Origin of the sequence: Sorangium sp. KYC3313 (assembly GCF_052075895.1) — a bacterium.
Lineage (GTDB): Bacteria > Myxococcota_A > Polyangia > Polyangiales > Polyangiaceae > Sorangium > Sorangium cellulosum_B.
On the sequence record NZ_CP197255.1, the window covers coordinates 400,326 to 426,303 of the forward strand.

The 25,978-nt window shown below is 72.2% G+C and carries 20 protein-coding genes; 15 read left to right on the forward strand and 5 right to left on the reverse strand.

Annotated features, from left to right (window positions below):
• Positions 1 to 267 precede the first annotated feature (267 nt).
• The 3 genes from ACSRUE_RS01640 (at position 268) to ACSRUE_RS01650 (ending at position 2,806) form a co-directional block, all read left to right on the forward strand.
• Complete coding sequence (locus ACSRUE_RS01640) at positions 268 to 1,062, forward strand: hypothetical protein (RefSeq protein ID WP_441289484.1); 795 nt, start codon at positions 268 to 270, stop codon at positions 1,060 to 1,062.
• Between the two features lie 70 nt (positions 1,063 to 1,132).
• Positions 1,133 to 2,194: a hypothetical protein gene (locus ACSRUE_RS01645; protein WP_437762321.1), complete on the forward strand. Its 1,062-nt coding sequence runs from the start codon at positions 1,133 to 1,135 to the stop codon at positions 2,192 to 2,194.
• A gap of 99 nt (positions 2,195 to 2,293) precedes the next feature.
• Complete coding sequence (locus ACSRUE_RS01650) at positions 2,294 to 2,806, forward strand: Fur family transcriptional regulator (protein ID WP_441289485.1); 513 nt, start codon at positions 2,294 to 2,296, stop codon at positions 2,804 to 2,806.
• Positions 2,807 to 2,855: 49 nt separating this feature from the next.
• On the opposite strand, the gene ACSRUE_RS01655 is transcribed toward ACSRUE_RS01650, so the two are convergent.
• Both ACSRUE_RS01655 and ACSRUE_RS01660 read right to left on the reverse strand, forming a co-directional pair.
• A complete protein-coding gene (locus ACSRUE_RS01655; protein WP_441289486.1) occupies positions 2,856 to 5,306 on the reverse strand; it encodes an HAD family hydrolase in 2,451 nt (816 codons plus the stop codon).
• A gap of 1 nt (position 5,307) precedes the next feature.
• Positions 5,308 to 6,567, reverse strand: coding sequence for an aspartate aminotransferase family protein (locus ACSRUE_RS01660; protein WP_441289487.1), 1,260 nt, complete (start codon positions 6,565 to 6,567; stop codon positions 5,308 to 5,310).
• Positions 6,568 to 6,860: 293 nt separating this feature from the next.
• Here ACSRUE_RS01660 and grpE point away from each other — a divergent pair, with 293 nt between their 5' ends.
• The 3 genes from grpE to ACSRUE_RS01675 all read left to right on the forward strand — a co-directional run bounded on the left by grpE (position 6,861) and on the right by ACSRUE_RS01675 (position 13,530).
• Positions 6,861 to 7,442 carry a nucleotide exchange factor GrpE gene (gene grpE, locus ACSRUE_RS01665; RefSeq protein ID WP_441289488.1) on the forward strand — a complete coding sequence of 194 codons (582 nt, stop codon included), beginning with the start codon at positions 6,861 to 6,863 and terminating at the stop codon, positions 7,440 to 7,442.
• A gap of 187 nt (positions 7,443 to 7,629) precedes the next feature.
• Positions 7,630 to 9,492, forward strand: coding sequence for a molecular chaperone DnaK (gene dnaK, locus ACSRUE_RS01670; protein ID WP_012232637.1), 1,863 nt, complete (start codon positions 7,630 to 7,632; stop codon positions 9,490 to 9,492).
• A 120-nt stretch (positions 9,493 to 9,612) separates the two neighbouring features.
• Positions 9,613 to 13,530: a serine/threonine-protein kinase gene (locus ACSRUE_RS01675; protein ID WP_441289489.1), complete on the forward strand. Its 3,918-nt coding sequence runs from the start codon at positions 9,613 to 9,615 to the stop codon at positions 13,528 to 13,530.
• 124 nt (positions 13,531 to 13,654) lie between these two features.
• Here the strand turns inward: ACSRUE_RS01675 and dnaA are convergent, their stop codons facing one another.
• Positions 13,655 to 15,070, reverse strand: coding sequence for a chromosomal replication initiator protein DnaA (gene dnaA / locus ACSRUE_RS01680; RefSeq protein ID WP_437762328.1), 1,416 nt, complete (start codon positions 15,068 to 15,070; stop codon positions 13,655 to 13,657).
• An 819-nt stretch (positions 15,071 to 15,889) separates the two neighbouring features.
• On the opposite strand from dnaA, the gene ACSRUE_RS01685 reads away from it, so the two are divergent.
• From ACSRUE_RS01685 to ACSRUE_RS01725, 9 genes are all read left to right on the forward strand, one after another.
• Positions 15,890 to 16,954, forward strand: coding sequence for a hypothetical protein (locus tag ACSRUE_RS01685; RefSeq protein WP_441289490.1), 1,065 nt, complete (start codon positions 15,890 to 15,892; stop codon positions 16,952 to 16,954).
• A 108-nt stretch (positions 16,955 to 17,062) separates the two neighbouring features.
• Positions 17,063 to 17,659 (forward strand): tRNA isopentenyl-2-thiomethyl-A-37 hydroxylase MiaE, encoded by a 597-nt coding sequence (gene miaE / locus ACSRUE_RS01690; RefSeq protein ID WP_437762331.1) that lies wholly within the window; start codon positions 17,063 to 17,065, stop codon positions 17,657 to 17,659.
• A 19-nt stretch (positions 17,660 to 17,678) separates the two neighbouring features.
• A complete protein-coding gene (locus ACSRUE_RS01695; protein ID WP_441289491.1) occupies positions 17,679 to 19,136 on the forward strand; it encodes a hypothetical protein in 1,458 nt (485 codons plus the stop codon).
• Between the two features lie 173 nt (positions 19,137 to 19,309).
• Complete coding sequence (locus ACSRUE_RS01700; RefSeq protein ID WP_437714918.1) at positions 19,310 to 19,792, forward strand: ATP synthase F0 subunit B; 483 nt, start codon at positions 19,310 to 19,312, stop codon at positions 19,790 to 19,792.
• Positions 19,789 to 20,790: a F0F1 ATP synthase subunit B family protein gene (locus ACSRUE_RS01705; protein WP_441289492.1), complete on the forward strand. Its 1,002-nt coding sequence runs from the start codon at positions 19,789 to 19,791 to the stop codon at positions 20,788 to 20,790. The genes ACSRUE_RS01700 and ACSRUE_RS01705 overlap by 4 nt, the downstream gene beginning before the upstream one ends.
• Positions 20,787 to 21,329: an ATP synthase F1 subunit delta gene (atpH, locus tag ACSRUE_RS01710; RefSeq protein ID WP_441289493.1), complete on the forward strand. Its 543-nt coding sequence runs from the start codon at positions 20,787 to 20,789 to the stop codon at positions 21,327 to 21,329. Before ACSRUE_RS01705 ends, atpH begins: the two co-directional genes overlap by 4 nt.
• A 117-nt stretch (positions 21,330 to 21,446) precedes the next feature.
• Entirely contained in the window at positions 21,447 to 23,339 is a 1,893-nt protein-coding gene (gene atpA / locus ACSRUE_RS01715) for a F0F1 ATP synthase subunit alpha (protein WP_441289494.1), read from the forward strand.
• Positions 23,340 to 23,345: 6 nt separating this feature from the next.
• Complete coding sequence (gene atpG / locus ACSRUE_RS01720) at positions 23,346 to 24,317, forward strand: ATP synthase F1 subunit gamma (protein WP_441289495.1); 972 nt, start codon at positions 23,346 to 23,348, stop codon at positions 24,315 to 24,317.
• A 191-nt stretch (positions 24,318 to 24,508) separates the two neighbouring features.
• On the forward strand, positions 24,509 to 25,114 hold the full coding sequence (locus tag ACSRUE_RS01725) for an L-threonylcarbamoyladenylate synthase (RefSeq protein WP_441289496.1): 606 nt from the start codon (positions 24,509 to 24,511) through the stop codon (positions 25,112 to 25,114).
• Positions 25,115 to 25,494: 380 nt separating this feature from the next.
• Here the strand turns inward: ACSRUE_RS01725 and ACSRUE_RS01730 are convergent, their stop codons facing one another.
• The gene (locus ACSRUE_RS01730) at positions 25,495 to 25,632 is read right to left on the reverse strand and encodes a hypothetical protein (protein WP_441289497.1); all 138 of its coding nucleotides are present in this window, start codon (positions 25,630 to 25,632) and stop codon (positions 25,495 to 25,497) included.
• 51 nt (positions 25,633 to 25,683) lie between these two features.
• Positions 25,684 to 25,974, reverse strand: coding sequence for a hypothetical protein (locus tag ACSRUE_RS01735; protein WP_441289498.1), 291 nt, complete (start codon positions 25,972 to 25,974; stop codon positions 25,684 to 25,686).
• Positions 25,975 to 25,978: the final 4 nt, after the last annotated feature.

The window sequence follows — 25,978 nt, forward strand, 5'->3', positions numbered from 1 at the left end:
GCTGCGCGTGCGGGCGCTCGACCCACGGACGCGCATGCGACCCATTTTGAGGGGATCGCGCGGCCCGGTCAAATGTCGCGGTAGGATCGGGCAGGTGCCGCCCCGCGCACGGGGCCCCGCCCCACCGGATGGCGGCGCGACCGGCCACGCAGCCACGCGGCCACGCGGCCACGCGGCCACGCGGCCACGCGGTTACGTGATTACGTGATCGCTCGGCCCCCGAGAGGGTCGGCCTGCCTTGCTTCGCACGAGGGATGTACCGCAACGATGCCGCCCGCACGCCACGCCGCCGCTGCCTGCGCGCTCGCCCTAGCGCTCGGCCCCCTCGCCGCCGCGCCGAGCGCGCAGGGCAAGCCGAAGGTCAGGTACCACCAGGACTGGGCGAAGCACCCGTCGGCGCGCTACGCGGCCATGAGCGCGGAGCAATGCCGTGCGGCGCTCACGCAGCGGAAGATCGCGTTCCAGCCGGTGCAGCGCGCGCCGGGCGTGCTCGCTCCGGTGCGGCTGCCGCACGAGGTCGGCGGGGTCGTCTACCGGACGGCGCTGCCGGCCCATCAACGCGCTGGAAACCCGTACGACGTCTTCGACTGCCGCCTCGCGCTCGCGCTCTCGGACTTCAGCCGGATCCTCCGCGCGCACGACATCGACGAGGTGCTGATGTTCTCGGCCTGGCGGCCTCCGGCCAGGATGTGGCCCGAGGGCAAGCTCGCCACGAGGCACCCCGGCGGGCTCGCGATCGACCCCTACAGGTTCGTCAAGGAGCGCGTCGGCGGCGGGTTCGCGGAGGATTGGCTCGAGGTGGAGCGCGACTTCGTCGGCAGGCGCGGCGCGCCGGTCTGCGGCGAGAGCGCCGGCCCGACCGGGCGGCGCCGCGGGGCCGGCAAGGGGGCGGGCAGCGGCCCTCCGGCGGACGCGGCGGCGCGAGAGCTGCGATCCATCGTGTGCGAGGCGGTGGACCAGCACATCTTCACGTCGATCCTCACGCCCAACTACGACCGGGCGCACAAAAATCACCTGCATCTCGAGGTGACCCCCGGCGTCCAATGGCATCTCGTGCGCTGATCCGGGAGGGGCCGTCCCCCCGCGCGCAAACCCGCTCTCCCTCCGAGGTCGACCCGCTATGTTAGCCCGCGTGCCCGCACGAAGACCCCCGCTCTCCCGCGCGTCCGCCGCGCTGGCGCTCGCCGCTGTCGCGCTGTCGTTCACGTTCGTCGGCTGCCCCTGCGTCAGCGGCCCCGTGAACGCGAGCCCTGGCCTCCGCTGGTTCCTGTTCTCGAACTTCGGCGCCAGCAAGATCTGCCCCGAGATGCTGAAGAGCGGGGTCTCGCTGCGCCTTCAGGACAGATCGGCGTCCATCGGGCGGTTCTTCCCGATGCAGTGCTCGTACGACGTCAACGACGCGGCCCAGACGATCACCGTCCACATCGCCGGCACCGGCTACGGCTACATGCAGCCGGCCAAGCGGGTGGGCTTCTCGCTCACGACGTCCGTCGAGTACCGACCCGACTTCCAGCTCGCGGACGACAACGTCTACGTGTGGGGACGGCTGAACCGGATCGTGCAAGGCCCGAGCTTCCAGCTGGGCTACGTCGAGAACCCCGTCATCGACGTGATGGCCAACGTCCCGCCGTTCGGAGGGCTCGCCAACGTGCTCGGCAACCAGATCGTCGCGGGTGAGCTGACCCGCGGGTTCACCGTCCTCTACAACGAGGAGACCGGGAAAGACTTCACGCTGGGGATCCTCATGCCACCCCAGCGACCGCACCACCCGTTCGAGGCCGAGGACGAGGAGCGGTACACCTTCGCGAACGAGACCGTCGAGGTGCACGCGCACCAGCGCGACTACCTCGGGCCGTTCGAGATCGCCGACTCGGACCAGGCGCTCTACCTCAAGGTCAGCGCGCAGGGCGCGCCCGTGGACCTCATGATCGTCGACAAGCCCACCGGCGACGCGTGGCGCGAGGCGTACCAGACCGGCAAGCCGCTCGGCCCCCCGCCAGGCCCGGTGCAGGCAGGCGGCCCTCTCCAGCCCGGGATCATCGAGACCCGCCGCTACGCGCTGCGCCCGGGCCTCTACTACGTCGTCATCGACAACACGGCGGCGGCCGGCCTGGTCGCGCCTCCCATCACGCTGCTCAGCCCCCTCGGGGGTTCGGCGGCTCAGATCAGCTACATGGCGCAGGTCGGCGAGTAGCGCCGACGAGCGGGGCCACAGGCAGCATCGGCGAGGTCGCGCCACGTGGCCTCGGTCACCGGCCTTGACGCGGTTCGCCGCGAACGGGATAAACTTGCCATGGCCGTCATGGAGAGAGAGGGGAGCGGCGCCAGCCACGTGGACAAGATTGCCCTCGACCGGCTCCGCGCTCGCCTCCAGGCGTACATGGCGAAGAAGGGGCTGAGATCGACGGCGCAGCGCCGGCTGATCGTCGACACGTTCTTCTCCGGCGCCCCGCACATGACCATCGAGGACCTGCTCGCGGAGGTGCGCGCGCACGACCGAGGCATCGGGTACGCGACGGTGTACCGCACGCTCAAGCTGCTCGCGGAGTGCGGCGTGGCCTCCGAGCGCCGGTTCGGGGACGGCCTTAGCCGCTACGAGCTGGCGGACGACGCCAGCGCGCACCACGACCACCTGATCTGCGTCAACTGCGGGAAGATCATCGAGTTCGAGGAGCCGCGGATCGAGGCGCTCCAGGAAGAGATCGCCGCGAAGTACGGCTTCGAGGTGACCTGGCACAAGCACGAGATGTACGGCGTCTGCGCGGACTGCCACGACGCCAAGGGCACCACGCCCGACGTCTCGTAGCCCGCCCCGGCGCGGCGAGGAGCCCCGCGCCGGCGAGCGCGCCCGGCGCTCAGCTCTTCGCGTCGAGCGCGCGGGCGTGGAAGACGGCCATGACGCCGCCGAGCAGCGAGGCGATGGGCGCGTAGGCCGGCGGGAGCACGAACGCGGCGATGACCGCGGCGCCGACGAGCGCCGGGGCGACGCTGAGCGCGAGCCCGACGCGCGCCTCGAGGCGCGTGCGGTGCGCGAGCGCGAGGGAGAGCGCGGCGTCGCGGACGTCGTCCGACGCGAGGACCGTGGAGAAGTCGGCGGGCGCCGAGCCGGCGGCGCCGAGCGCCACGGAGACGTCCGCGGCGCCGAGCGCGGCGTCGTCGACGCCCGCGTGGCCGAGGACGGCGACGCTCGTGCCCGCGTCGATCAGGCGACGCACCTCCGTGCCGCGATCCGCGGGGAGGATCTCGGGGCGGATGTGATCGATGTCGAGCGAGCGGCCGATCGCCTCGCACGTCTCGCGCGCGTCGCCCGACATCAGCACGGGCTCGATCTGCGCGTCGAGCAGGTGCTGGATGGCGGCCCGCGCCCCGGGGCGCAGCCCGTCCTGCAGGCCGATGATGCCGACGAGGCGAGCGCCGACAGCGACGAGGACCACCGTGCGCCCCAGCGCCTCGAGCTCGGCGACGCGGCTCTCGGCCGCGGCGATCGAGATCCGCTGCTCGAGCATGAGCGCGCGGTTGCCGACGCAGAGCTCCTCGCCGGACGAGGTGACGGCCGTCACGCCGAGGCCGGGGTGGAAGTTGGGGTTGCGCACGCCGTCGGGCCGCAAGCCGCGGGCGCGCGCGGCGCGGACGATCGCCGTCGCGACGGGGTGCTCCTCGGTGCGCTCCGCCCCGGCCGCGAGCGCGAGCACGTCGCTCGGCTTGAGCTTCTGGCCGGTCGCCTCCAGCTCCGCGAGCTCGGGCTCGCCGAGCAGCAGCGTGCCGCGGGCGCAGAACACGGCGACCGAGGTCTTCCCTGCGCGATCCCAGGCGTCGGCGCTCTTGTAGACGATGCCCCGGCGGAGCCCGAGCAAGATGCCCCGCGCGACGTGCACCGAGGCGATGGACGCCGTGATCGCCGTGGACAGCGCGGCGAGCACGGCGGCCGCGGTCATCGCGATCTCGACCGGAGCGCGCCCGGCGACGAAGGCGGAGAGCGCGCCGATCGCCGCGGCGCCGATCGCCCAGCGCTCGGTCAAGGCGCGGGAGGCCTGCGCGATGGGCGCGAGGGCGTCCGCGCGCCGGCGGGCGTCGAGCAGGACGCGCGCGACCGCGCGATCGCCGCCGGAGAAGGTGCACGCGCCGACGAGGCGACCCCGGACCACGGTGGCCCCGGCGACGACCGGGTCGCCGTCGCGGCGGCGGGTCGGCGTGGTCGCGCCGATCCAGGGGAGCACCTCGACGTCGCCGCCCGTGACGACGAGATCGACGGGGACGATCTCCCCCGCGTCGACCTGGACGCGCTCGCCCGGTCGCAGCTCGTAGAGCTCATCCCCGGCGCCCTCGACAGGACCGCCGTCGCCGCCGCGCTGAGGGGCGCGGTCGGCGGGCGCCTGGCCCTGCGCCCACGCGCCAGGCGGCCGGCGCGCCGGGGTCGAGAGCACGGATCCGATCCACGCCCGCTCCGCGAACACGCGATGTCGGGCGCTCTCGATGAGCCACGCGCTGATCGCGCTGGCGGTGGCGATCACGCCGGCGAGCGACGCGGCCTCGGCCGCGAGGGCGCGGTCCTGACCGAAGAGGGCCCAGACGGCGGCGACGAGCCCGCCCAGGACGGGGGCGAGCATCGGCGCAGGGTGCGGATCGGTGGCGTCGCGCGCGGTCGTGGCGGCGCGGCCAAGGAGCATCCCTGCGCTCACCGTGGCGAGCACGATCCGCGCGCCGATGACGAGCTTCGCGTCCCCGGCGAGGGTGAGCGCGACGGCGAGCGTCCCCGCGATGATCGCGAGCACGAGCAGGAGCGCGCCGATGTCCCGCGCGTCGACCGCGTCGTAGCGCTGCGGCTCCTCGCTCAGGATGGTGTTCCCGATGGGCTCGAGCAGCGCGCGATCGTCGTCGAGGACGGGCAGCTCGGGGAGCTTCTCGTCGAGCGACACGGGGGGGAACGCGTTTACGATCGGCGCGTCGAGCTCGGCGACGCGCGCCGCGCCCTCGTCGGCGCTCGCCCGCGCGGGCTCCGCGCGCGGGGTGCGCGGGGTGGTGGAGGCGTGGTGCCCGCCGGCGCCCGGCGGCGCGCCCGGCGGGAGCCCCCGGGGAGGAGCGCCGGCGAAGGGCGCGCCCGACGCCGCGAGGCCCGCAGGCCGGCCGTCCCCCGGCGCAGGCGGCGCTTCACCGAGGAAGGCGTGGCGGCACCGCGCGTTGCAGAAATAATGGAAGCGCTGATCGAAGATCGCCACCTGCCCCGCGCGCAGCGGATCGATCAGCTTGCTGCAGCCCGAGCACGGGACGGGTGCGACGTCGGGACCCGCGGCGCGCGAGGCGACCACCTCAACCTGCAGCCGGCGTCTCGGAGAGCGCGGCCTCGACCTCGGCCAGCGCCTCGTCGATCTGCGCCTCGCTCACGATCAGGGGCGGCGTGAACCGGAGCACGCTGCTCCCCGCGATCGTGAGCAGCACGCCCCGATCGCGCGCGCGGCCGAGGGCGGCCCGCGCGTCGACGGTCGGCGCGAGGATGAGCCCGCGGAGCAACCCGCGACCGCGCTCGCCGAGGCACACGCCCGGCAGCCGCGCGGCGATCGCGGCGAGGCCGCGGCCGAGGTGCTCGCCGCGCTTCACGGCGGCCTCGCACAGCTTCTCTTCCTCGATGACCGCGAGCACCGTGCGCGCCGTGGCCGAGGCGAGCGCGTTGCCGCCGTAGGTCGAGCCGTGCGAGCCCGGGGGCAGCGCGCCGTTGAGCCGCTCCCGCAGCACCAGCGCGCCGACCGGGAACCCACCGCCGAGCCCCTTCGCGAGCGCCGCGGCGTCGCCCTGGACGCCGTCGTACGTCGCGCCGAGCCAGTGCCCCGTGCGCCCGATGCCGGTCTGCACCTCGTCGATGAGCAGCAGCGCGCCGTGCTCGTCGGCGATGCGCCGCAGCTCGGCGAGGAACCCGGCCGGGGCCGGCAGCACGCCGCCCTCCCCTTGCACCGGCTCCACGAGGATCCCCGCGACGTCCGGGTCCATGGCCGCGCGCACCGCCGCCGCGTCTCCGTACGGCACGTGCGTGACGCCGTCGAGCGGCGGGCCGAAGCCCTCGCGGTACTTCGGCGTCCCGGTCAGGGCGACCGCGCCGAGGGTGCGGCCGTGAAACGCGTTGTCGAACGCGATGATGCGGTAGCGCCCCACCTCGCCCCGGTTGAAGAAATGGCGGCGCGCGAGCTTGAGCATCGCCTCGTTCGCCTCCGTGCCCGAGTTGCAGAAGAAGGCGCGGTCGAAGCCGGTCTTCGCGCAGAGCTCCTCGGCGAGGCGGAGGTTCTCGGCGTTGAAGAAATAGTTGGAGACGTGCATCAGGCGGCCCGCCTGCTCGGAGATGGTCGCCACGAGCCGCGGGTGAGCGTGCCCGAGCGAAGCCACCGCCACCCCCGCGCACATGTCAAGGTACCGGCGCCCCTCCGTGTCGAAGAGCTCGCAACCCCTGCCGCGGTCGAGGACGAACGGCGGCTGGCGGTAGTTGCCGAGCAGGTGCTTCTGCGCCGCGAGGAGCGGCGAGCTGGGCGTCGAGGCGTCCGCCGGAGGAGGTTCGGCGGCGGGGCTTGTGGCGATGCTCATGGGGGGCGATCTAACGCCGGGGGGGGCGTCAGAGCAAACGGTCGATGCAGCGCCCGCAGCGGATCGTGGAGACCCGGGCAATCTGCGCCTCTGGAGCGCCTCCGGAGCGCCTCTGGAGCGCGTCCGGAGCGCCTCCGGAGCGTGCCCGGAGCGCCCAGGAGCCAGGCTCCGCGGGCGTCCTGGACCGGCGCGGCGGCGAGCACCGGCGCGCTCGGACGCCGGCGCTCGCCTCCGGCCGACCATGGGCGTGACGATTGCCAGCGGATCGCGGCTGGTTATAGTGCCGCCGTCCTATGAGCGATTCGGAACAAAATGGGTCGAACCAGAACACGGGGGAGACGGCAGAGGCGCAGGCGGAGCGCGCAGAGGCCGCGGAGCAGCAGGCCCCCACCCCCGAAGACAAGCTAGGCGAGGCGCAGGCCGAAGCCGCGCGGATGCGCGAGCAGCTGCTGCGCACCGCCGCGGATTTCGACAACTTCCGTAAGCGCTCCCGGCGCGAGGTCGAAGAGGCGCAGCGCCGCGGCCGCGAGGCGATCCTGAAGGATCTGCTCCCGGTCTTCGACAACCTCGAGCGCGCCGCCAGCCACGCCGAGAGCGCGCCGGACGTGAAGTCGGTCGCCGAGGGCATCCGGATCGTGACGAAGCAGTTCGTCGACACGCTGGAGCGCATGGGCATCAAGCGCATCGCCGCGGTCGGCAAGCCCTTCGATCCCAGCGTGCACGAGGCCATCCAGCAGCTCGACTCGACCGAGCACCCCGCTGGCGTCGTGATCGCGGAGGTCCAGCCGGGATACATGCTGGGCGATTACCTGATCCGCGCGGCCATGGTCGTCGTCTCGAAGGGCTCGCCCGCCGAGCCGGCCGCGGCGAACTGAGCCTCCGCGCGGCGTCGCGCCGGCTCCCTCGGCGCACACCCCCGGCACGGTGCGCATCCTGGCGGTGATGGTGTCCGGGATCTGCCGTGCCCCGCTACCTCGCCGCACGATCTCCTCAAATATCGCGGGCGCCCAGGTCGTCTCCCCACCCGGCGAGCATCCAGGCCTGTAGTATCTTTCGCCGCATATGGGGAAGGTGATCGGCATCGATCTCGGGACGACGAACTCGTGCGTGGCTGTCGTCGAAGGGGCAGGCGTCGCCTCGGCGAACGATGTTCGGGTGATCCCGAACGCCGAGGGCGCGCGCACCACGCCGTCCGTGGTCGGCTTTCCCGCGAGCGGTGAGCGCCTGGTCGGGCAGGTCGCGCGCCGCCAGGCGGTCACGAACCCGCAGAACACCATCTATGCGGTGAAGCGGCTGATGGGCCGCAAGTTCACCGCGCCCGAGGTCAGCAAGCAGATCAGCCTCGCCCCCTACAAGATCGTCGAGGCGCCGAACAGCGACGCGTGGGTCGAGGTCAAGGGGCGCAACTACTCGCCGCCCGAGATCTCCGCGGTGATCCTCGGCCAGATGAAGCAGGTCGCCGAGCGGTTCCTCGGCGAGCCCGTGACGGAGGCGGTGGTCACCGTCCCCGCTTACTTCGACGACGCGCAGCGGCAGGCGACGAAGGACGCAGGGCGGATCGCCGGGCTGGACGTGCGCCGGATCATCAACGAGCCGACCGCCGCTGCGCTCGCCTACGGCCTCGACAAGGTGAAGGCCGAGACGATCGCGGTCTACGATCTCGGCGGAGGCACGTTCGATATCTCGATCCTCGAGATCGCGAGCGGGGTCTTCAGCGTCAAGGCGACCGGCGGCGACACGCACCTCGGCGGCGAGGACTTCGACCAGCGGATCATCGACCTGCTCGCCGACGAGTTCGAGGGGAAGAGCCGCATCGATCTGCGCCGGGACCGCATGGCGCTGCAGCGGCTCAAGGAGGCGGCCGAGAAGGCGAAGCACGAGCTCTCGTCGTCGCTCGAGACCGAGATCAACATCCCCTTCATCGCCGTCGGCCCGGGCGGCGGGCCGCTCCACCTCGAGCGGACCATGCGGCGCAACGAGCTCGAGATGCTCTGCGAGGGCCTCATCCGGCGGACCATCGACGTCTGTCGCGCCACGCTCGGGGACGCCAAGCTCCCCGTCTCCGCGGTCAACACGGTGGTCCTCGTCGGCGGCATGACCCGGATGCCCGCGGTGCAGGCGGCGGTGCGCGAGTTCTTCGGCCGCGAGCCGAACAAGGGCGTGAACCCCGACGAGGTCGTCGCGGTCGGGGCCGCGCTGCAGGGCGCCGCGCTCTCCGGACAGGTCGACGAGGTGCTGCTCCTCGACGTGACGCCGCTGTCGCTCGGCGTCGAGACCGGCGGCGGCGTGAGCTTCAAGCTCATCCCGCGGAACACGACCATCCCCACCGAGCGGAGCGAGATCTTCACGACGAGCGTCGACAACCAGAGCTTCGTCCCCGTGCACGTGCTCCAGGGCGAGCGCGAGATGGCCGCGGACTGCCGGAGCCTCGCCCGGTTCGAGCTCACCGGCATCCCTCCCGCGCCGCGCGGGCTGCCCAAGATCCAGGTCACCTTCCGCATCGACGAGAACGGGATCGTCCGCGTCGAGGCGCGGGATCTCGGGACGGGGCGGGTGCAGGAGATCCGGGTGACCCCCACGAGCGGCCTCACGCCGGACGAGGTCGAGCGGCTCGTCTCGGAGGGCGAGCGGTTCAAGGAGACCGACGCGCTCCGGCGCGATCTCGCCGAGCTCCGCAACCAGGCCGAGACCCTCGTCTACACGACCGAGCAGGCCCTCGAAGGCTACGGCGATCTGCTCGACGCCGAGCTCCTCGGCGAGGTCCACGCCGAGTGCGCGGCGCTGCGGAAGCTGCTCGAAGCCGGCGGCGACCTCGACGCGCTCCGGGACGCCTACGCGCGTCTCGAGGGGGCGGCGTTCCGGATCGCGGAGTCGATGTATGGAGGGGACGATGACGCCGGCGCGAACAAGGCCGTCGAGACATGACGCGCGGCTAGGCGACGCGGCCGGCGCGGCGGCGCCGGCTCGCGCGCCGACCGCGGGCCGCCCCCTCCGGAGCGCCGCGCGCGCTCAAGGCGCGAGGCTGCGCGGGGCGCAGGCGGGGCGATGCTGAGCGAGACCTTCGGGCGGTATCGCTTGCTCGAGCGCCTGGGCGAGGGCGGCATGGCCGAGGTCTTCAAGGCGAAGAGCTTCGGCGTCGAGGGGTTCGAGAAGGTCCTCGTCATCAAGCGCATCCTCCCCAAGCTGGCCGAGCAGGGGCGCTTCGTGGACATGTTCGTGCACGAGGCCAAGCTCGCCGTGCGCCTCTCGCACGCGAACATCGTGCAGGTCTTCGATCTCGGCCGCGTCGACCATCCGAACGGCGATCCGACCAGCTACTTCATCGCGATGGAGTACGTCCCCGGGCTCGACCTGGCGACGCTCCTCGCCCGCTGCCGGAGGGCGAAGAAGCCGATCCCCCTCGCCATGGCCGTCTTCATGACGGCCGAGATCGCGAAGGCGCTCGATCACGCGCACCGGCGGCGCGACGAGCAGTCGCGCCCCCTCGGCATCGTCCATCGCGACATCTCTCCGCAGAACATCCTGCTCTCCTGGGAGGGCGAGGTGAAGGTCACCGACTTCGGCATCGCGAAGGCGACGCAATCGATGACCGACGAGGAGGTCGGCGAGAACCGCGCAGGGAGGATCCGCGGGAAGCTCGCCTACATGAGCCCCGAGCAGTCGCGCGCCGGCGCGATCGACGGCAGGAGCGATCTCTTCTCGCTCGGCACGGTGCTCTACGAGATGCTCGCCGGGTCGAACCCGTTCGCGGCGCCGACGGCGTTCGAGATCATGCGGCGCCTGCAGGCGAGCGAGTATCCGCCGCTCGCGCTCGTGCGCCCCGACGTGCCCCGGTCGCTCGTCGACGTCGTGAGCACGATGCTCGCGAAGGACCCCGAGGATCGGTTCCCCGACGCCGGGCGGCTGCACGAGGCGCTCCTCGGCTTCTTCTACGCGACGGCCGAGCGGTTCGGGGCGAACGACCTCGCCGATTTCCTCGAGCCGTTCCACGAGGAGAAGAGCGCCGAGATCCAGGCGAGCGCCGTGCTCCAGGAGGAGCCGAACGCGGCCAACGAGCGCACGCCGGTCGAGGTGCCGCACACGACGAGCACGCACAGCCGCTCGGCGTCCGGGCTCCTCCAGCTGCTCGAGAAGGCCGACAGCGGCCCGGCCGCGCGTGGGCTCGGCGAGCGGCGCGAGGTCACGGCGCTCGTGCTCATCTTCACGGGATCCGAGGACGACGCGGCGAGGCGCATGGCGCGGGCCCGCGACGTGCTGGCGCGCTACGGCGCGCTGCTGCTCGAAGAGGAGGCGTCGCAGCTCGTCGCCGTCTTCGGGCTCGGCGACGCCGACGGCCGGGACACGGAGGCCGCGGTGCGCGCCGCCCTCGTGATCCTGCGCCCGCGCGGCGGGGGCGCCGCGGTCTCCGCCGGCGTCCACCTCGCCCGCATCCTTGTCGACAGCGCCGGCGCCCCGATCCGCGACGAGCGGCTCACCTCGCTCATCGCCTCCGCCCAGGCGCTCGCCCGCGCGACCGAGTCCCAGGTCGCCGTGTCGAACCTCACCGGGCGCGTCCTCCGCAACGCGTTCGCGACCGAGGAGCTGCCCGGCGCGGGCCGGACAGCGCCCGAGGGGGGGCGCGTCGTCACGTCCGCGCAGCCCCCGGACGGCGCGTCCGGCCGCTTCATCGGCCGCCGCGACGAGCTCAAGCAGCTCGGCGACATCCTGGCCGCCGCCACGAGGAAGCGCGCGCAAATCGCCGTCATCCAGGGCGAGCGCGGCATCGGCAAGACGCGGCTGCTCGCCGAGATGGAGCGGCGGCTCTCGAAGGGCGACTACAACGTCGGCGTCTACGTCGCCTCGTGCCCGCACAACGGCGCCGACGTCCCGTGGAGCGGCCTCACCGCGATGCTCCAGGTGCTCTGCGGCATCCAGGAGGGCGACGACGAGGAGCGCATCCGCGCGGTGCTGCCGCGGCTGCGGGCGCTCGGCCTGCGCGACGACGAGTCCGCGGCCGTGCTCGGCCAGCTCGGCGCGGCGCTCGCCGAGAGGCGGGCGCCGCAGGGGACGACCGCGATCCTGCGCACGGCGTTCCCGCGCATGGTGCAGAGCCTGTGCGAGGATCGCCTCCACTGCTTCGCCTGGGACGACGCGCAGGCGATGGACCAGCTCACCGCCGAGACCCTGCTCGCCACCGCGGGCCGCGCCGGCGGGCTCCGCGCCGTGCTGATGCTGGCGACGCGCAGCGACCCGCCGCCGCTGCTCGAGGCGCACCCCCACTTCTACCGGCTCAAGGTCGGGGAGCTCTCGGACAGCGACAGCGCGCGCCTCATGTCGGCGCGCATCGGCGCGAGCTTCCTGCCGCCCGACGTGGTCGCCTTCTGCCGCGAGCGCGCCGGCGGCCACCCGCTCTTCCTCGAGGAGCTCATCAAGGAGCTCCTCGACTCCGGCGCGCTCAGCGTCGTCGGCGGCGTCGTGAAGGCGCGGCTCGACGGCGCGTCGGCGGTGCCGCGCTCGCTGCGCACGCTCATCGCGACCCGGGTGCGGCGGCTCGATCCGAGCGACCGCGCCGTGCTCCAGGCGGCGGCCATCCTCGGCGATCCGGTGCCGACCGAGGTCCTCGCGGCGCTCCTCCAGCAGAAGCTCCCGGCCGTGAACCGCGCGATCTCCGGGCTCGCGACCCGCGACCTCTTGCGGCTCAAGGGCCCCGCGCAGGCGAGCTTCGCGTCGCCGATGCACGGGGAGATCGTCCTCGACGCGATCCCGCCGGAGCTCCGCCGGGAGCTGCACGCCGCGGCCGCGGCGGCGTACGTCGCGGTCGTCGGCGAGGACGGCGCCGAGCACGCCGAGCGCATCGGGCAGCACTTCTACCAGGCCGGCGATCGCGACCGCGCCGCCACGTTCTACGCGCGCGCGGCGCTCCACAAGATCCGCGCGAGCCAGCTCGATCCGGCGCTCCGGCTCATCTTCCAGGCGCTCGATCTCGGCGACCACGCCCACCGCTCGCCGGCGGAGCTCTCCGCGTGGCTCGGCGCGCTCGCCGACGTCGTCGTGCGCGTGCGCTCCGCGCCCGATCTCGTCGACGTCGCCGCCCGCGCGCTGCGGCGCATCGACGAGGCCGGCACGCCGGAGCAGAAGCTCTCGGCCCGCGTCGACCTGGCGCGCGCCCTCGGCGCGGTGGATCTCTTCGCGGAAGCGTACGGGAGGCTCGAGGAGGCCTACGCCCTCGCCGGCGATCGGGAGGACCTCCGCCGCAAGGCGCTCGCGTGCGAGACGGAGATCGGCGTCCGGACGGGCGACTTCGCGCGCGCCGAGCGCGCCGTCGAGCAGCTCGAGGCGACGGGCGCGATCGACGATCCGAGGCTCTTGCTCGCGATTTCCCAGACGCGCGCGGCGACGGGCGACATCGCGGCGGCGCTCCGCGCCCTCGATCGGGCGGAGGCGCTCGGCGATCCGGGCGACCTCGCGGCGGCGAGCGAGCGCGAGAAGCAGCGCGTCCTCGTGCACGTGTTCCTGCGCGATTTCGACGCGGCGGTGCAGAGCTCCGCCCGCGCCGTCGACCTCGCCCGGTCCGCGGGCCTGCGCTTCGAGACGGCCGCCGCGCTGCACAACCTCGGCGACGCGAGCCGGCGGCTCGGCGATCTGCCGCGCGCCTACGCGTCGCTCACCGAGTCGAAGGAGCTCGCCGAGGAGAGCGGCCACGAGCGCCTCGCCTCCATCAACCGCGCGCACCTCGCCTACCTGGACGGGCTGAGCGGCGCGGCCGGCGCCGGCGAGCTCCTGCGCGAGCTCGCGCGCTACGCCGACGCGCGCTCCTACCGCACCGACGCCCTCGAGAGCCGGTACCTGCTCGGCGCGCTCCTGAAGCAGCGGGGCCTGGTCAAGGAGGCGCGGCGCGAGCTCGCCGAGGTGCTCGATCTCGCGTCCGCGTACGGCAACAAGCTCGTCGCGGACGACGCGCGCTCCGCGCTGTCCGAGCTCTGACCTCGCGCGCGCGTCGCGCGGCGATCCACGCGACGCGCGGCGATCCACGCGACGATCGGCCCGCTAGCGCACCGAGGGCCCGGTGGCCGGCAAGCCGCTCTCGTGCCGCGCGCGCGCGCGCGACTCACTCGTCGGCGAGCTTCTTCTCGAGCGCCTCGAGGTGGGCGCGGACCTGCGGATCCGAGTCGCGCTGCGCCTCGATCTTGCGGACGGCGCTCATCACCGTCGTGTGATCGCGGTTGCCGAAGGCCCGCCCGATCTCCGGGAAGCTGCACTTCAGCCGCTGCTTGCAGAGGTACATCGCGACGTGCCGCGCGAAGGCCACGCTCTTGTGGCGGTCCTTCGAGGTGAGGTCGATCGAGCGCAGGTGGAAGTGGTGGCACACCGCGCGCTGGATGTCCTCGACGCTCATCATCTGCGCGCGCGGCGGCGACGTGGCCGTGATCTCGGCGCGCGCGAACGGGAGGTCGACGGGGCGGCCCGTGAGCGAGCTCTTCGCCGCCAGCCGGATCAGCGTCCCCTCGAGCTCGCGGACGTTGGAGCGGACCATCTGCGCGAGGTAGAGCGCCACGTCGTCCGTGAGCGCGATGCCCTCGAGCGCCGCCTTGTTCCGCACGATCGCGACGCGCGTCTCGAGCTCCGGCACCTGGATGTCGGCGACGAGCCCCCAGGAGAACCGCGAGACGAGCCGCTCTTCCATGCGCTCGAGGTTCTGGGGGTACTTGTCGCTCGTCACCACGATCTGCCGGTCGAGCGTGTGGAGCGCGTTGAAGGTGTGGAAGAACTCCTCCTGCGTCTGCTCGCGCCCGGCCAGGAACTGGATGTCGTCGACCAGCAGCACGTCGCAGCTCGACCTGTAGCGCGTGCGGAACTCGTCCATCCGGTGGTGCTGGATGGCCGTGATGAAGTCGTTCGTGAACTTCTCGGCCGAGACGTAGATGATCCGCGCGTCCGGCCTGCCCTCGAAGACGCGGTGCGCGATCGCGTGCATGAGGTGGGTCTTGCCGAGCCCCGTGCCGCCGCAGATGAAGAGCGGGTTGTAGCGGCGTCCCCCGCCGCCCGCGGCCGCGATCGCCGCCGCGTGCGCCAGCTGGTTCGAGGGGCCCACGACGAAGCTCGCGAAGGTGTGCTTCGGGTTGAGGTCGTCCGGCATCGACGGGACGCGCCGGAGCGCCGGCTCGGGGCGAGGCGCCGGCGCCGGCGCCGCGCTGGTCGGACGCACCACGAGCGCCCGCGGACGCACCGGGGTGAGCTCCACGCGCTGCGCAATGGGCGCGTCGAGGTTCTGATCCACCGTCCACGCGACCTGGACCGACCAGCCGGTGAGCTCTCGGATCTTGTCCGTGAGCGATGGCAGGAAATTGTCCCTGACCCACTCGAGGACGAACTCGTTCTGGACACGCAGCGTCAGGACGCCGTCGGTCAGATCATCGAACTGAACTCCGCCGAACCACTGATCGAAAGTGGCCGGGGAAAGCGTCCGCGTATGCTCGATCGCCCGATCGAAGACCTCGCGCGGCTCGTGTTTCGGAATCGTCATCGCTGCTCTGAAGTCCGCTCCACGAAAATAGGTTTCGGGGGCGACCGAAAGAACCGTCGCCCCCAACTTATCCACAGGTCTCACAGCGAGGACTCGCCTCTAACTCCTGGAGATCTCTATGTTATTCTGAATGTAATCGAAGGGCGTGTCGACTTTTCAACAGTCCGCCCACGGCCGCTTCGTCCTCGGGGAATCGTCCGCATGCTCCCGCCAGCTGCGGGTGAACAGTACAGCCCTCCTGTACCTGGGCCCGGCCCGGCTGCAGCCGAGCACGCCGATCGAGGTGGGGGTACAGCCGTCGCGTCGAGGTCCATCGCATTGAAAGACAGATCGGCACAGCCGTCCCCCATACCGCCTCACAGAGCTCGGTAACCCGCAGCGCCCCTTTCGAGGCCACCCTTTGGAGGACCCGGTGCGGCACGGAACCGCCCCGAGGACGAATCGGAGGTAGCACCGGGTGAGTCCGGGCGTCTATCCCCAACTGCGAAACTTGGCTCAAGTATCCGATAGTATTGTTATAAATTCAGTCCCTGACACACTGCGAAGCCGGCTTCGCGTCGACCGAGCTCTGGCTGCCGGACACGAGGCGCCAAAACTCCCGACGCGGGGCGGTGATTTTTACGACGCGCTCACGATTGCAGAGCAAAACCCGCTCATCTCGTCGTCAAGAGGCTCGACGTGGCGGGTTTTCCAGCTTTTTGAGGAAGACGGAGTTCGTCCAGCGCAGAGCGATCGAGGTTCACCGGTTTTCAGGAGCCGAGAATTTGCCCCCCGGGTCCAGGTGTGCGGTATGGCGAGGCGATGTCGTCGGGGATCCGGTTGACAAGGGGGGCACTCCTGGCGCAGCGGCCTTCGGGGGCGTCGCGCCGGGCGGCGGCCGCGTGGCGGGCCAGGGCCCTCTCGGCGGCAGGCGCGCTCGTGGCGGCGTCGGCCGCGGGGCCGGCGGCGGCGGCCGACGAGCTGCCGCCCCAGCTCGCCTACGCCTATGGGGAGAACGAGACGCCCCGCGCCGCGGCCTTCGGGGGCGCGCTGCGCGCCCTCGGGAACGGGACGTCGGCTGTCTTCCTCAACCCGTCCGCCATGGTGGAGACCCGGGTCTACCACTTCCAGGCGCTCTTCCAGGGGAGCCCCGAGGCCGGCCGGCACGCTTACGGCGGCGCCGTCGTCGACTCGGTCACCGGCAAGCTCGCCGGGGCGCTCTCCTTCGTGGGCGGCTTCGTCGACATGGACGACGGCGGCATCAAGCGCTCCTACCTCGACGCGCGGGCAGGCCTCGCCTACCCCCTCACCGAGCGTGTCTTCGTCGGGCTCACCGGCCGCTACGCCAAGATCACGCAGGACGGGACCCTGCTCGAGGGCGGCCTCGGCGACAGCTCCGTCTCGGGCGGGCTGCGCGCGTGGGAGAACGGGAAGCTCGTCGGCCGGCACGCCTTCGTCGACGAGTTCACGTTCGACGCCGCGCTCACCGTCAAGGCGACCGACAGCCTTCACATCGCGGTCGTCGGACAGAACCTCACCTACCCGGACAACGGGCTGCTCCCCACGACGGTCGGCGGCGGCATCGGGCTCGGCACCGCCGACTTCTCGATCGAGGTCGACGGGCTCGCCGACCTCAACTCTTACCGCGACACCACCTTCCGCTTCATGGCCGGCGGCGAGTACCTCGTCGCCGATCACTTCCCGCTCCGCGCCGGCTACCGCTTCGACCAGGGCGCCGACCAGCACGCGCTGTCGTTCGGCCTCGCCTATGTGGGGACCCAGTTCGCGGTCGAGGGCACCGTGCGGCGGGCGCTCGCCGGCGGAGGACCCACCACGTTCGTGGTCGGGCTCGCGTACCACCTCGAGTCGAGCGGGCTGACCCGCGGCTCGTCCGACACCTTCTAGAGCGGCGCGTCCAGAGCGAGCTTCGACGGCCGATCGTCGCGCCCGCGCCGGCCTCGGGGCGCGGCTCCCCCTTCTCGCCGCGCCGCGCCTGCTCTAGGTCGGCCCTGCGTGCTGTGCCTGACCCTACCGACCGACCCGCGCTGGGCTGACGTGGCGCTCGCCGATCTGCCGGCGCTCCTGACCGATCACGCGCACTGCGAGATGAAGGCGGCGTCGAACGCCCTGTCACTCGCCGCGCGCTGGCCGTCGCTCCCGCGCCTCGCGCGGGCGCTCGTCGACCTCGCCGAGGAGGAGCTCCGGCACTTCCGCGCGCTGCTCGACGTGATCGAGCAGCGCGGCCTCGCGCTCGGCAAGCCGGAGACCGACGTCTACGCGAGCGAGCTGCGCAAGGCGGCCTCGAGCACCTGCGCGCGCAACGCGAGGGCCGCGCTCATCGATCGGCTGCTCGTCGGCGCGATCATCGAGGCCCGCTCCTGCGAGCGCTTCAGGCTGCTCGCCGACGGGCTCGCGGCGCGCGAGCACGAGCTCGCGCCGCTCTATGAGGAGCTCTTCGCGTCGGAGGCCCGGCACTACCGGACCCTCGTCGACCTCGCCGTCGAGGTCGCCGGCGACGAGGGCGCCACCCGGGGCCGGCTGGCCGAGCTCGCGCGCGCCGAGGGCGAGATCGCCGGGCGGCTCGGGACGGCACCCGCGGTGCACGGGTAATGCACGGGTAAATGGCGTCATGAGCATGGAAATCGATCTGTTCCGCCTCGACCGGGACGTCGCCCGCGCGGAGCGCGCGTGGCGCGCGGCGCACGGCGACCTCGCCCGACGCGGTCCGGCCCCGCCCGCCGCAGACGAGGACGGCCCGAGCGCCGCCGAGGCGAGGGCCAGGCTCGAGAACCCGCTCGATCCCTTCCGGCGCGTCAGCTCGCGGACGACCTACCTCGAGCTCACCGGCAAGACCCCGGGCCTCGGCGCGGAGCTCGGGCTCGCGAGCCCGACGCCGCCCGCCGCGCCGGACCCGACCGGCCTCGCGGCCCCGCTCGCCGACTGGGTCTACGCGCTCACGCTGGAGCGCGTCGTCTGGGCCGACCGCGTCCGGCTCGCCGCGGCCTGGCACGCGCCGCTGCTCACGATCGACCTGCCCGAGCCGGCGCGGATGTCGCCCCACGAGGCGCGGCTCCGGTTGCTCGCCGACCCGACGAGCGCCGGACGGCAGATCTTCGCCGAGGCCCTGGCCCGAGGCGCCGGCGCGGTCGCCGATGCCGCCCGCGTCCTCGTCGAGCGGAGGCACGAGGCGGCGCGGCGGCTCGCGGAGGAGGGCCTCCGCGCGATCGAGATCCCCTGCGCCCCTCCCGGCGCGGCGATCGGCGCCGCGGAGGCGCTGCTGCGCCGGACCGAGTCGGTGATCGAGCCCGAGCCGACCTGGCACGCCGCGCTCGGGCGCGCCGTCGGCCGCGACGCGGCGTCGGGGTGGCCAGCGCGGCTCGGCCCACGGTGGCTCGAGGAGCTGTTCCGCGCGACGAAGCTGACCGAGGGCGTCGCGATCGATCTCGGACCGCTGCCGCGGCCGCTCGGCGCCGCGTCGTTCGCGCGCGCGCTCGCCCGCTTCGGCGCAGCGCTCGCGCGTGGTGGGGCGCGCGGGCCGTTCGCGCTCTCCCACGCGCCGTTCGATCTCCGGCAGGCGCGCCGCGCCGCGCTCTTCGGCGGCCTCGTCGCCGACCCCGTCTTCTGCGCCCGCGCGCTCGGGCTCGGCCGGGGCCGCGCGCTCGATCAGGCGCGCGCCACCGCGCGCAGCCTCCTCCTCTCGCTGCGCCTCGACGCCGCGACCGTGGCGCTCGTGTTCGGCGCCGGCCAGGACGGAGGCGGGCACGTGCTGCTCCGGGCCTCGCGCGATCGGAGCGACCGCTTCGAGGAGACCACCGCGCGCGCGCTCGGCGCGCCGATCCCGGGAGCGCTCGCCGGGGTCGTCCCGGCGCTCGATCCCGGCGCGGCGGTCCGGCTCGCCGGGGCGCTCCTGGCCGCGCGCGATCGGCGCGGCCTGATCGAGCGCTTCGACGAGGACTGGTTCCGCAATCCGCGCGCCGCCGAGGCCATCCGCGACGAGGACGGCGCACGCGCGCCGGCGCCGCGCGCCAGCGAGGGCGATCTCGAGGCGGGCCTCGGAGAGATGACGCGCTCGCTCGCGAGCCTGTAGCGCGGGCGCGTCGCCAGGAGACGTGAGGTCAAAGAGGGGCTCGTCCGCTCTGCGAGAACCCTTCCAGCTTTGACTGACACGTGCTAGTGCCGGCTCGCGAAATCGCCCCCCCGCGGGGGCGTGGGGCAGCGAGCGGCTCGCGCTGCGCCGCCCTCGTCGCCGAACAAGCACCCGTGAACCCGAACGCAATGCACCCACTCCTCGCGTCCGGCGCCAGCCCCATCGCCGTCGACTTCGATCTGACGTTCCTGGCGCAGGTCGTCCTGTTCTCGACGTTCGTCGTCGTGCTCAAGCCGCTCCTGTTCGATCCGCTGCTCCGCGTCTTCGAGGAGCGCGAGCGGCGCACCGACGGCGCCAAGCGGGAGGCGCGCGAGATGGACGAGCGCGCCGGCGAGCTGCTCACCCGCTACGAGGCCGAGATCGAGAAGGTCCGGCGCGAGGCCGGGATCGAGCGAGAGCGGCTCCGCGCCGAGACGGCGAAGATCGAGGCGCAGATCATGGCCGAGGCCCGGGCCGAGACGGCGCGCATCCTCGAGGACAGCAAGGCGAAGATCGCGGCCGAGGTCGCCCGCATGCGCGGCGAGCTCTCCGCCGCCCAGCCCGCGCTCGCCGCGGAGATCGCCGCCAGCATGCTCGGCCGCGAGGTGCGCCAGTGAAGAAGCCGCTCCGCCGCTCCTCGCTCGCGCTCGGCCTGGCCGCGGCGCTCGCCGCCGGCACGGCGCTGGCTCAGACGCAGCCGCCGGGCTCCGACCCGGCGCTGCCCCCCGGGCACCCGCCCATCCCGTCGCCTGCCCAGGCGCAGCCGGGCTCGCCGCAGGCGCCGCAGCGCCTGCGCGACGCGCAGCCCGGCCGGCCGCTCGGGCCGGGCGGCCGCCAGCTCCCGCCGGGGCACGGTCTCCGGCCGCCGGGCATGCAGCCCGGCCGCGCGCGCCCCACGCCGCCGCCCGCGCAGCCCGAGCACGCCTCCCACGGGGAGGGGCACTGCCCCGGGCACGGCCCGACGGATCCGCCGCCGCACGTCAACTGGTGGCACGGCCTCATCGGCGTGAACAACGAGGCGGCCGCGAAGGGCGGCGTCAACGCGCTGCTCTGGCGCTACAACAACGAGCAGAACCCCTGCGATCCGAAGAACGAGCCGCCGCCGTTCCTCGCGTCGGTCCTGAACTTCGGGCTGCTCGCGCTCATCGTCGTCCGCTTCGGGAGGAAGCCCATCGCGGAGGCGCTCAAGAAGCGCAAGCAGACGATCACGCAGGAGCTGGATAACGCGTCGCGCCTCAAGAAGGAGGCCGAGCAGCGGCTCGAGGAGTACGAGGACAAGCTCACGCGGCTCGAGGAGACGCTCGCCGAGCTCAAGGCCGAGCACGCGGCGCAGGCGGAGGTCGAGAAGGCCCACGTGCTCGCCGAGGCGGAGCAGCGGCGCGTCCGGATGCGGCGCGACGCCGAGTTCCGCGCCGAGCAGGAGCTCAAGGCGGCGCGCGCCATGCTCCTCCAGGAGGCGGTGCAGAACGCCGTCGTCGCGGCCGAGGAGCTGCTCCGGCAGCGCATCGGCCAGCAGGACCTCGACCGGGTCAACGAAGAGTACCTGAAGGCCATCCCCGCGGCCGTCTCCGCCGGCGCGCGCCGCGGAGCCCAGACCACCGGAGCAGCGACATGAGCTACGAGTCCGTCGCCCGACGCTACGGGCGCGCGATCTTCGAGATCGGCAAGGAGACCGGGACCCTCGCGGCCCTCGCCAGGGAGATCGGGGACGCCAGCGCGATGTACTCGGCGAGCGAGGAGCTCCGCCTCGTCCTCGACAACCCGCTCATCCCGGAGGCCTCGCGCGAGGAGCTGCTCCGCGAGATCGGCGGCCGCGCCGCCTTCTCGGACGTGACGAAGAACACCCTCCTCCTGCTGGCGCGGCGCCGGCGGCTCGCGGCGCTGCCCGAGATCGCGCGCCAGCTCGCGCTCCTCGTCGATCAGGACCAGAACGTCGCCCGGGCCGTGGTGACGAGCGCGGGCCCGCTGAGCGACAGCTACCTCGACCGGCTCCGGGCCGAGCTCGAGAAGGCGACCGGCAGGAAGATCTCGGTCACCCACAAGCAGGATCCCTCGCTCATCGCGGGCGTGGTGACCCAGATCGACGATCAGGTGATCGACGGCAGCCTCCGGACCCGGCTGTCGAGCTTCCGCGACAACCTGCTCAGGACCTGAGGGGACGCGAGCAAGCCCCCCTGTTTCATGACGGGTCGTGGCCCGGCGCTCAGCGCCCCCTCGACCTTGACGACGTTGACTCCGCAGCCCCAAGCGTCTCCCGACAGAGGACTCCGCATGCAGCTCCGCGCCGAAGAGATCTCCCAGATCATCAAGAAGCAAATCCAGAATATCGACAAGGCCGCTCAGGTCACCGAGACGGGCACCGTGCTCACGGTGGGCGACGGCATCGCCCGCGTGCACGGCCTGAGCCGCGCGATGGCCGGCGAGCTCGTCGAGTTCACCGGCTCGGAGGGCGGCAGCCTGATGGGGCTCGTGCTGAACCTCGAGCAGGACAACGTGGGCGCCGCCATCTTCGGCGACACGAGCCTCATCAAGGAGGGCGACGCCGTCAAGCGGACCGGGCGCATCATGGAGGTGCCCGTCGGCGAGGCGACCCTCGGGCGCGTCGTGAACGCGCTCGGCATGCCGATCGACGGCAAGGGGCCGCTCGAGACGAAGGAGCGCCGCCGCGTCGAGGTGAAGGCGCCCGGCATCATCCAGCGCCAGCCGGTCACCGAGCCGATGCAGACCGGCATCAAGGCGATCGACGCGATGATCCCGGTCGGCCGCGGCCAGCGTGAGCTCATCATCGGCGACCGGCAGACGGGCAAGACCGCCGTCGCCGTCGACGCGATCATCAACCAGAAGGGCAAGGGCGTCATCTGCGTCTACGTCGCGATCGGCCAGAAGCTGTCGACGGTCCGCCAGGTCGTGGACAAGCTCGATGCGCACGGCGCGCTGGAGTACACGATCATCGTCGCCGCGACGGCGAGCGAGACCGCGCCGCTCCAGTTCATCGCGCCGTACACCGGCGTGACGATCGGCGAGTACTTCCGTGACAGCGGGCGCCACGCGCTGTGCATCTACGACGATCTGTCGAAGCAGGCGGTCGCGTACCGCCAGCTCTCGCTCCTGCTCCGCCGCCCGCCGGGCCGCGAGGCGTACCCGGGCGACGTCTTCTACCTCCACTCCCGGCTCCTCGAGCGCGCCGCGAAGATGGCCGACATCTTCTACGTCGTGTCGAAGGGGACGAAGATCGAGGGCGGCGACGCCTCGTACCGCGGCGTCGACGGCAAGGCGCACGTCGGGGCGCACGGGATGCACTCGGCGAAGGACTCGCTCTGGAAGACGATCGACGGGGCCCTCTTCGAGAAGCTCGAGCAGGCGCGCAAGGACGAGAAGAAGGACGAGATCAAGAAGCTCGAGCAGCAGCTCTCGGACAAGGCGAAGGCGAGCGACTACGAGATCGTCCGCGATCCGAAGTCGGGCGGCTCGCTCACGGCGCTGCCGGTCATCGAGACGCAGGCGGGTGACGTGTCGGCGTACATCCCGACGAACGTCATCAGCATCACGGACGGGCAGATCTTCCTCGAGGCCGACCTCTTCTACTCCGGCGTCCGCCCGGCCATCAACGTCGGCATCTCGGTCAGCCGGGTCGGCGGCAACGCGCAGATCAAGGCGATGAAGTCGATCGCCGGCACGCTCCGCCTCGACCTCGCGCAGTACCGCGCCATGGCCGCGTTCTCCCAGTTCGCCTCGGACCTCGACGCGAAGACCCGCGCGCAGCTCGAGCGCGGCGCGCGCCTCACCGAGATCCTGAAGCAGGGCCAGTACGTGCCGCTGGCGGTCGAGAAGCAGATCCTCATCATCTACGCCGGCACGCAGGGCCTGCTCGACAGCCTGCCGGTGAGCTCGCTCGGGCGCTTCGAGGAAGAGCTCTACAAGTTCATCGAGGCGAAGCACCCCCAGATCTTCGTGGACATCCGCGAGAAGAAGGTCCTCGACGACGACCTCAAGTCCCGGATGACGAAGGCGATCGACACCTTCAAGAAGCGGTTCGCGGTGGAAGCGGCCGGCGCCTCGACCGCGGCCGACGAGGACGGCGCGGGCGACGACGAGGAGGAGGCGCCTGCGCCGAAGGCCAAGTCGAAGAACGGGAAGAGCGCCTCGAAGGCAAAGGAAAAGTAGGCAGCCGTGCCCAGCCTCAAGTCCATTCGCAAGCGGATCTCCAGCGTCAAATCGACGCAGAAGATCACCCGCGCCATGAAGATGGTCGCGGGCGCCAAGCTCAACAAGGCGCAGCAGCGCATCACCGAGCTGCGGCCCTACGCCGTGAAGGTGCAGGAGGTGCTCTCGGCGATCACGCGCGACGCGGCTCCCGCGGCCGAGGCGCTCGCGGCGGAGGGGATCGGGGCGGAGGGCGAGGCGGGCGCGCTCGCCGCTGGCGAGAGCGCGCTGCACCCGCTGCTCGTGACCCGTCCGGAGCGGCGCGTGCTGCTCGTGGTGCTCACGAGCGACCGCGGACTTTGTGGCGCCTTCAACACCAACATCAACAAGCGCGCCGAGCGCGAGTGGAAGAGCCGGACGGAGGCGGGCCAGGAGGTCCAGCTCGCGATCATCGGCCGCAAGGGTCGGGACTACTTCAACCGCCGCGGCGCCCCGATCCTCGAGTACCTGGCCGGGGTCTGGGACAAGCTCAACCTCGAGACGGCCCAGGCCGTGGGCGCGAAGCTCCTCGCCCCGTTCAACAAGGGCGAGATCGACGCGATCTACCTCGTCTACAACGAGTTCAAGAGCGCGATCACGCAGACGGTCGTCGTCGAGCGGCTCCTGCCGCCCGCCGGCGGTCCGGTGAACGAGCAGGAGCAGGGGGACGAGGGCGGCCACGGCGCGCCCTCCGCGGCGCCGAAGTTCCTCTACGAGCCGGACAAGGGCGCGCTCCTGGAGCGGCTCGTGCCGATGTACGTGGACATCTCGATCCTGCGCGCGCTCTACGAGTCGATGGCGAGCGAGCTCGGCGCGAAGCTCACGGCGATGGACGCCGCGAACAAGAACGCCAAGGAAGTGATCGACAACCTGACGCTCGAGTACAACAAGGCGCGTCAGGCGGCGATCACCAAGGAGCTCATGGAGATCATCGGCGGCAGCGAGGCGCTCAAGGAGTAGCGAGCCGCGCTGCGCGCCGGGATCTCCGGTCGCCGCATCGGGCCGGTCGTGCGAGCGATCGGCTCGAGCCTCGGGGCTTCGCCCCGCCTCTCTTCACCCTCAGCGCCGTCCTCCGGCTGCCCCACGCTGGCCGCGCATCCGAGCAGCCAGCACTGGCGAAGCCGACCGGGCGGCCCCATGGTTGCGTTCCCGTGCTCCAGCCCATCAACCCCGATCACCCGGAACCCCGCAAGATCGCGCGAGCGATCGATCTCATTCAGAAGGGGGAGGTCATCGGCTACCCGACCGATACCGTGTACGGGTTCGGGTGCGACCTGATGAACAAGGCGGCCATCGAGCGGGTGTACCAGATCAAGGGGATGCGCCAGAACAAGAACCTGGCGTTCATCTGCCCGGATCTGAGCGACATCGCGCGCTACGCGATCGTCGAGAACCAGGCGTACCGCATCCTGAAGCGCTTCCTGCCCGGGCCGTACACCTTCATCCTCCCCGCCACGCGCGAGGTGCCGAAGTACGTGCACCTCAAGCAGAAGACGGTCGGCATCCGCGTGCCGAACCACCCGGTCGCGCTCGCGCTGGTCCGAGCGCTCGGGCGGCCGCTCATCAGCACGACCGCGGCGCCTCCTGGGGAGGATCCGATCATCGATCCTGGGGAGATCGATGACCGGTTCCCGGGGCTCGCGCTCGTCCTCGACGCGGGGACCGGCGGGGCCGTGCCGACGACCGTGATCGACCTGAGCCAGGGCGATGTGCAGATCGTCCGCGAGGGCGCGGGGCCGACGGACGATCTGGTCTGAGCTCCACGCCGGCCCTCTCCGCGCCGCGCGACGAACACGCCCTCCCCGGGCCTCCTCGCTATCCAGGCAACCCTGGGCGACTCAGTTGCAACGTTTGATGCAAGCCTTGAAACGGCCTTCTCGGGCGTCGAGTGAGCCATTTCAAGCGTTGAAGTGTGCCACTCGGCGGCCGAGTGAGCCATTTCAAGCGTTGAAATGGGCCACTCGTCGGCCGAGGAGGCCTTCTCAAGCGTTGAAATGGGCCACTCGACGACCGAGAAGGCCTTCTCAAGCCTTGAAGCCGGCGTCTGCGCTTCCCAGCACGGCCTTTCAAGCGCGATGTCGTGAGGCTCGTCCAGCGAGGCGCTGAGGTCCGTTGCATACGGAACGATAGGCCGTACTCAACGCAGCAGGTCGCGCAGATCGCACGTCCCCCTCTTCACGCTCTTGACGAGCAAGGGGACCGAGGTGACGCGCTCGAACTCCGCGCGAACGCGGCCGTGCTCCCGCGGGGACGCCACCCCTGAGCAGACGATCACGGCGCGGAGCTGCTCCGCGCGCGGAGCGCCGTCACGCAGCGCCGCAGCGAGCTACCGCCTCACGGCCAGCAGCGTCTCGCGGAGCTGGGTGGCGCCGTCCGCGATCTCCTTCCCCTTGAGCTCGACAAAGAGGAGCAGAGGCGGCGCCGGGGGTCGTTTGTAGAAGAAGATCGCGTCGCAGACGTGCACCACGCCGAACCGCCGTCGAAACTCCGGCGTGTCCGCGTGGAAGACGAGCACCGTCTCGCCGACCTCGCGCTGCAGGCTGACCCGCTTGCCGGCTTCACCGTGGCCGGTGTCGCTCGTTCGAAGCGCGTTCCAGAGGAGGAAGTTGAGCGGCACGGCG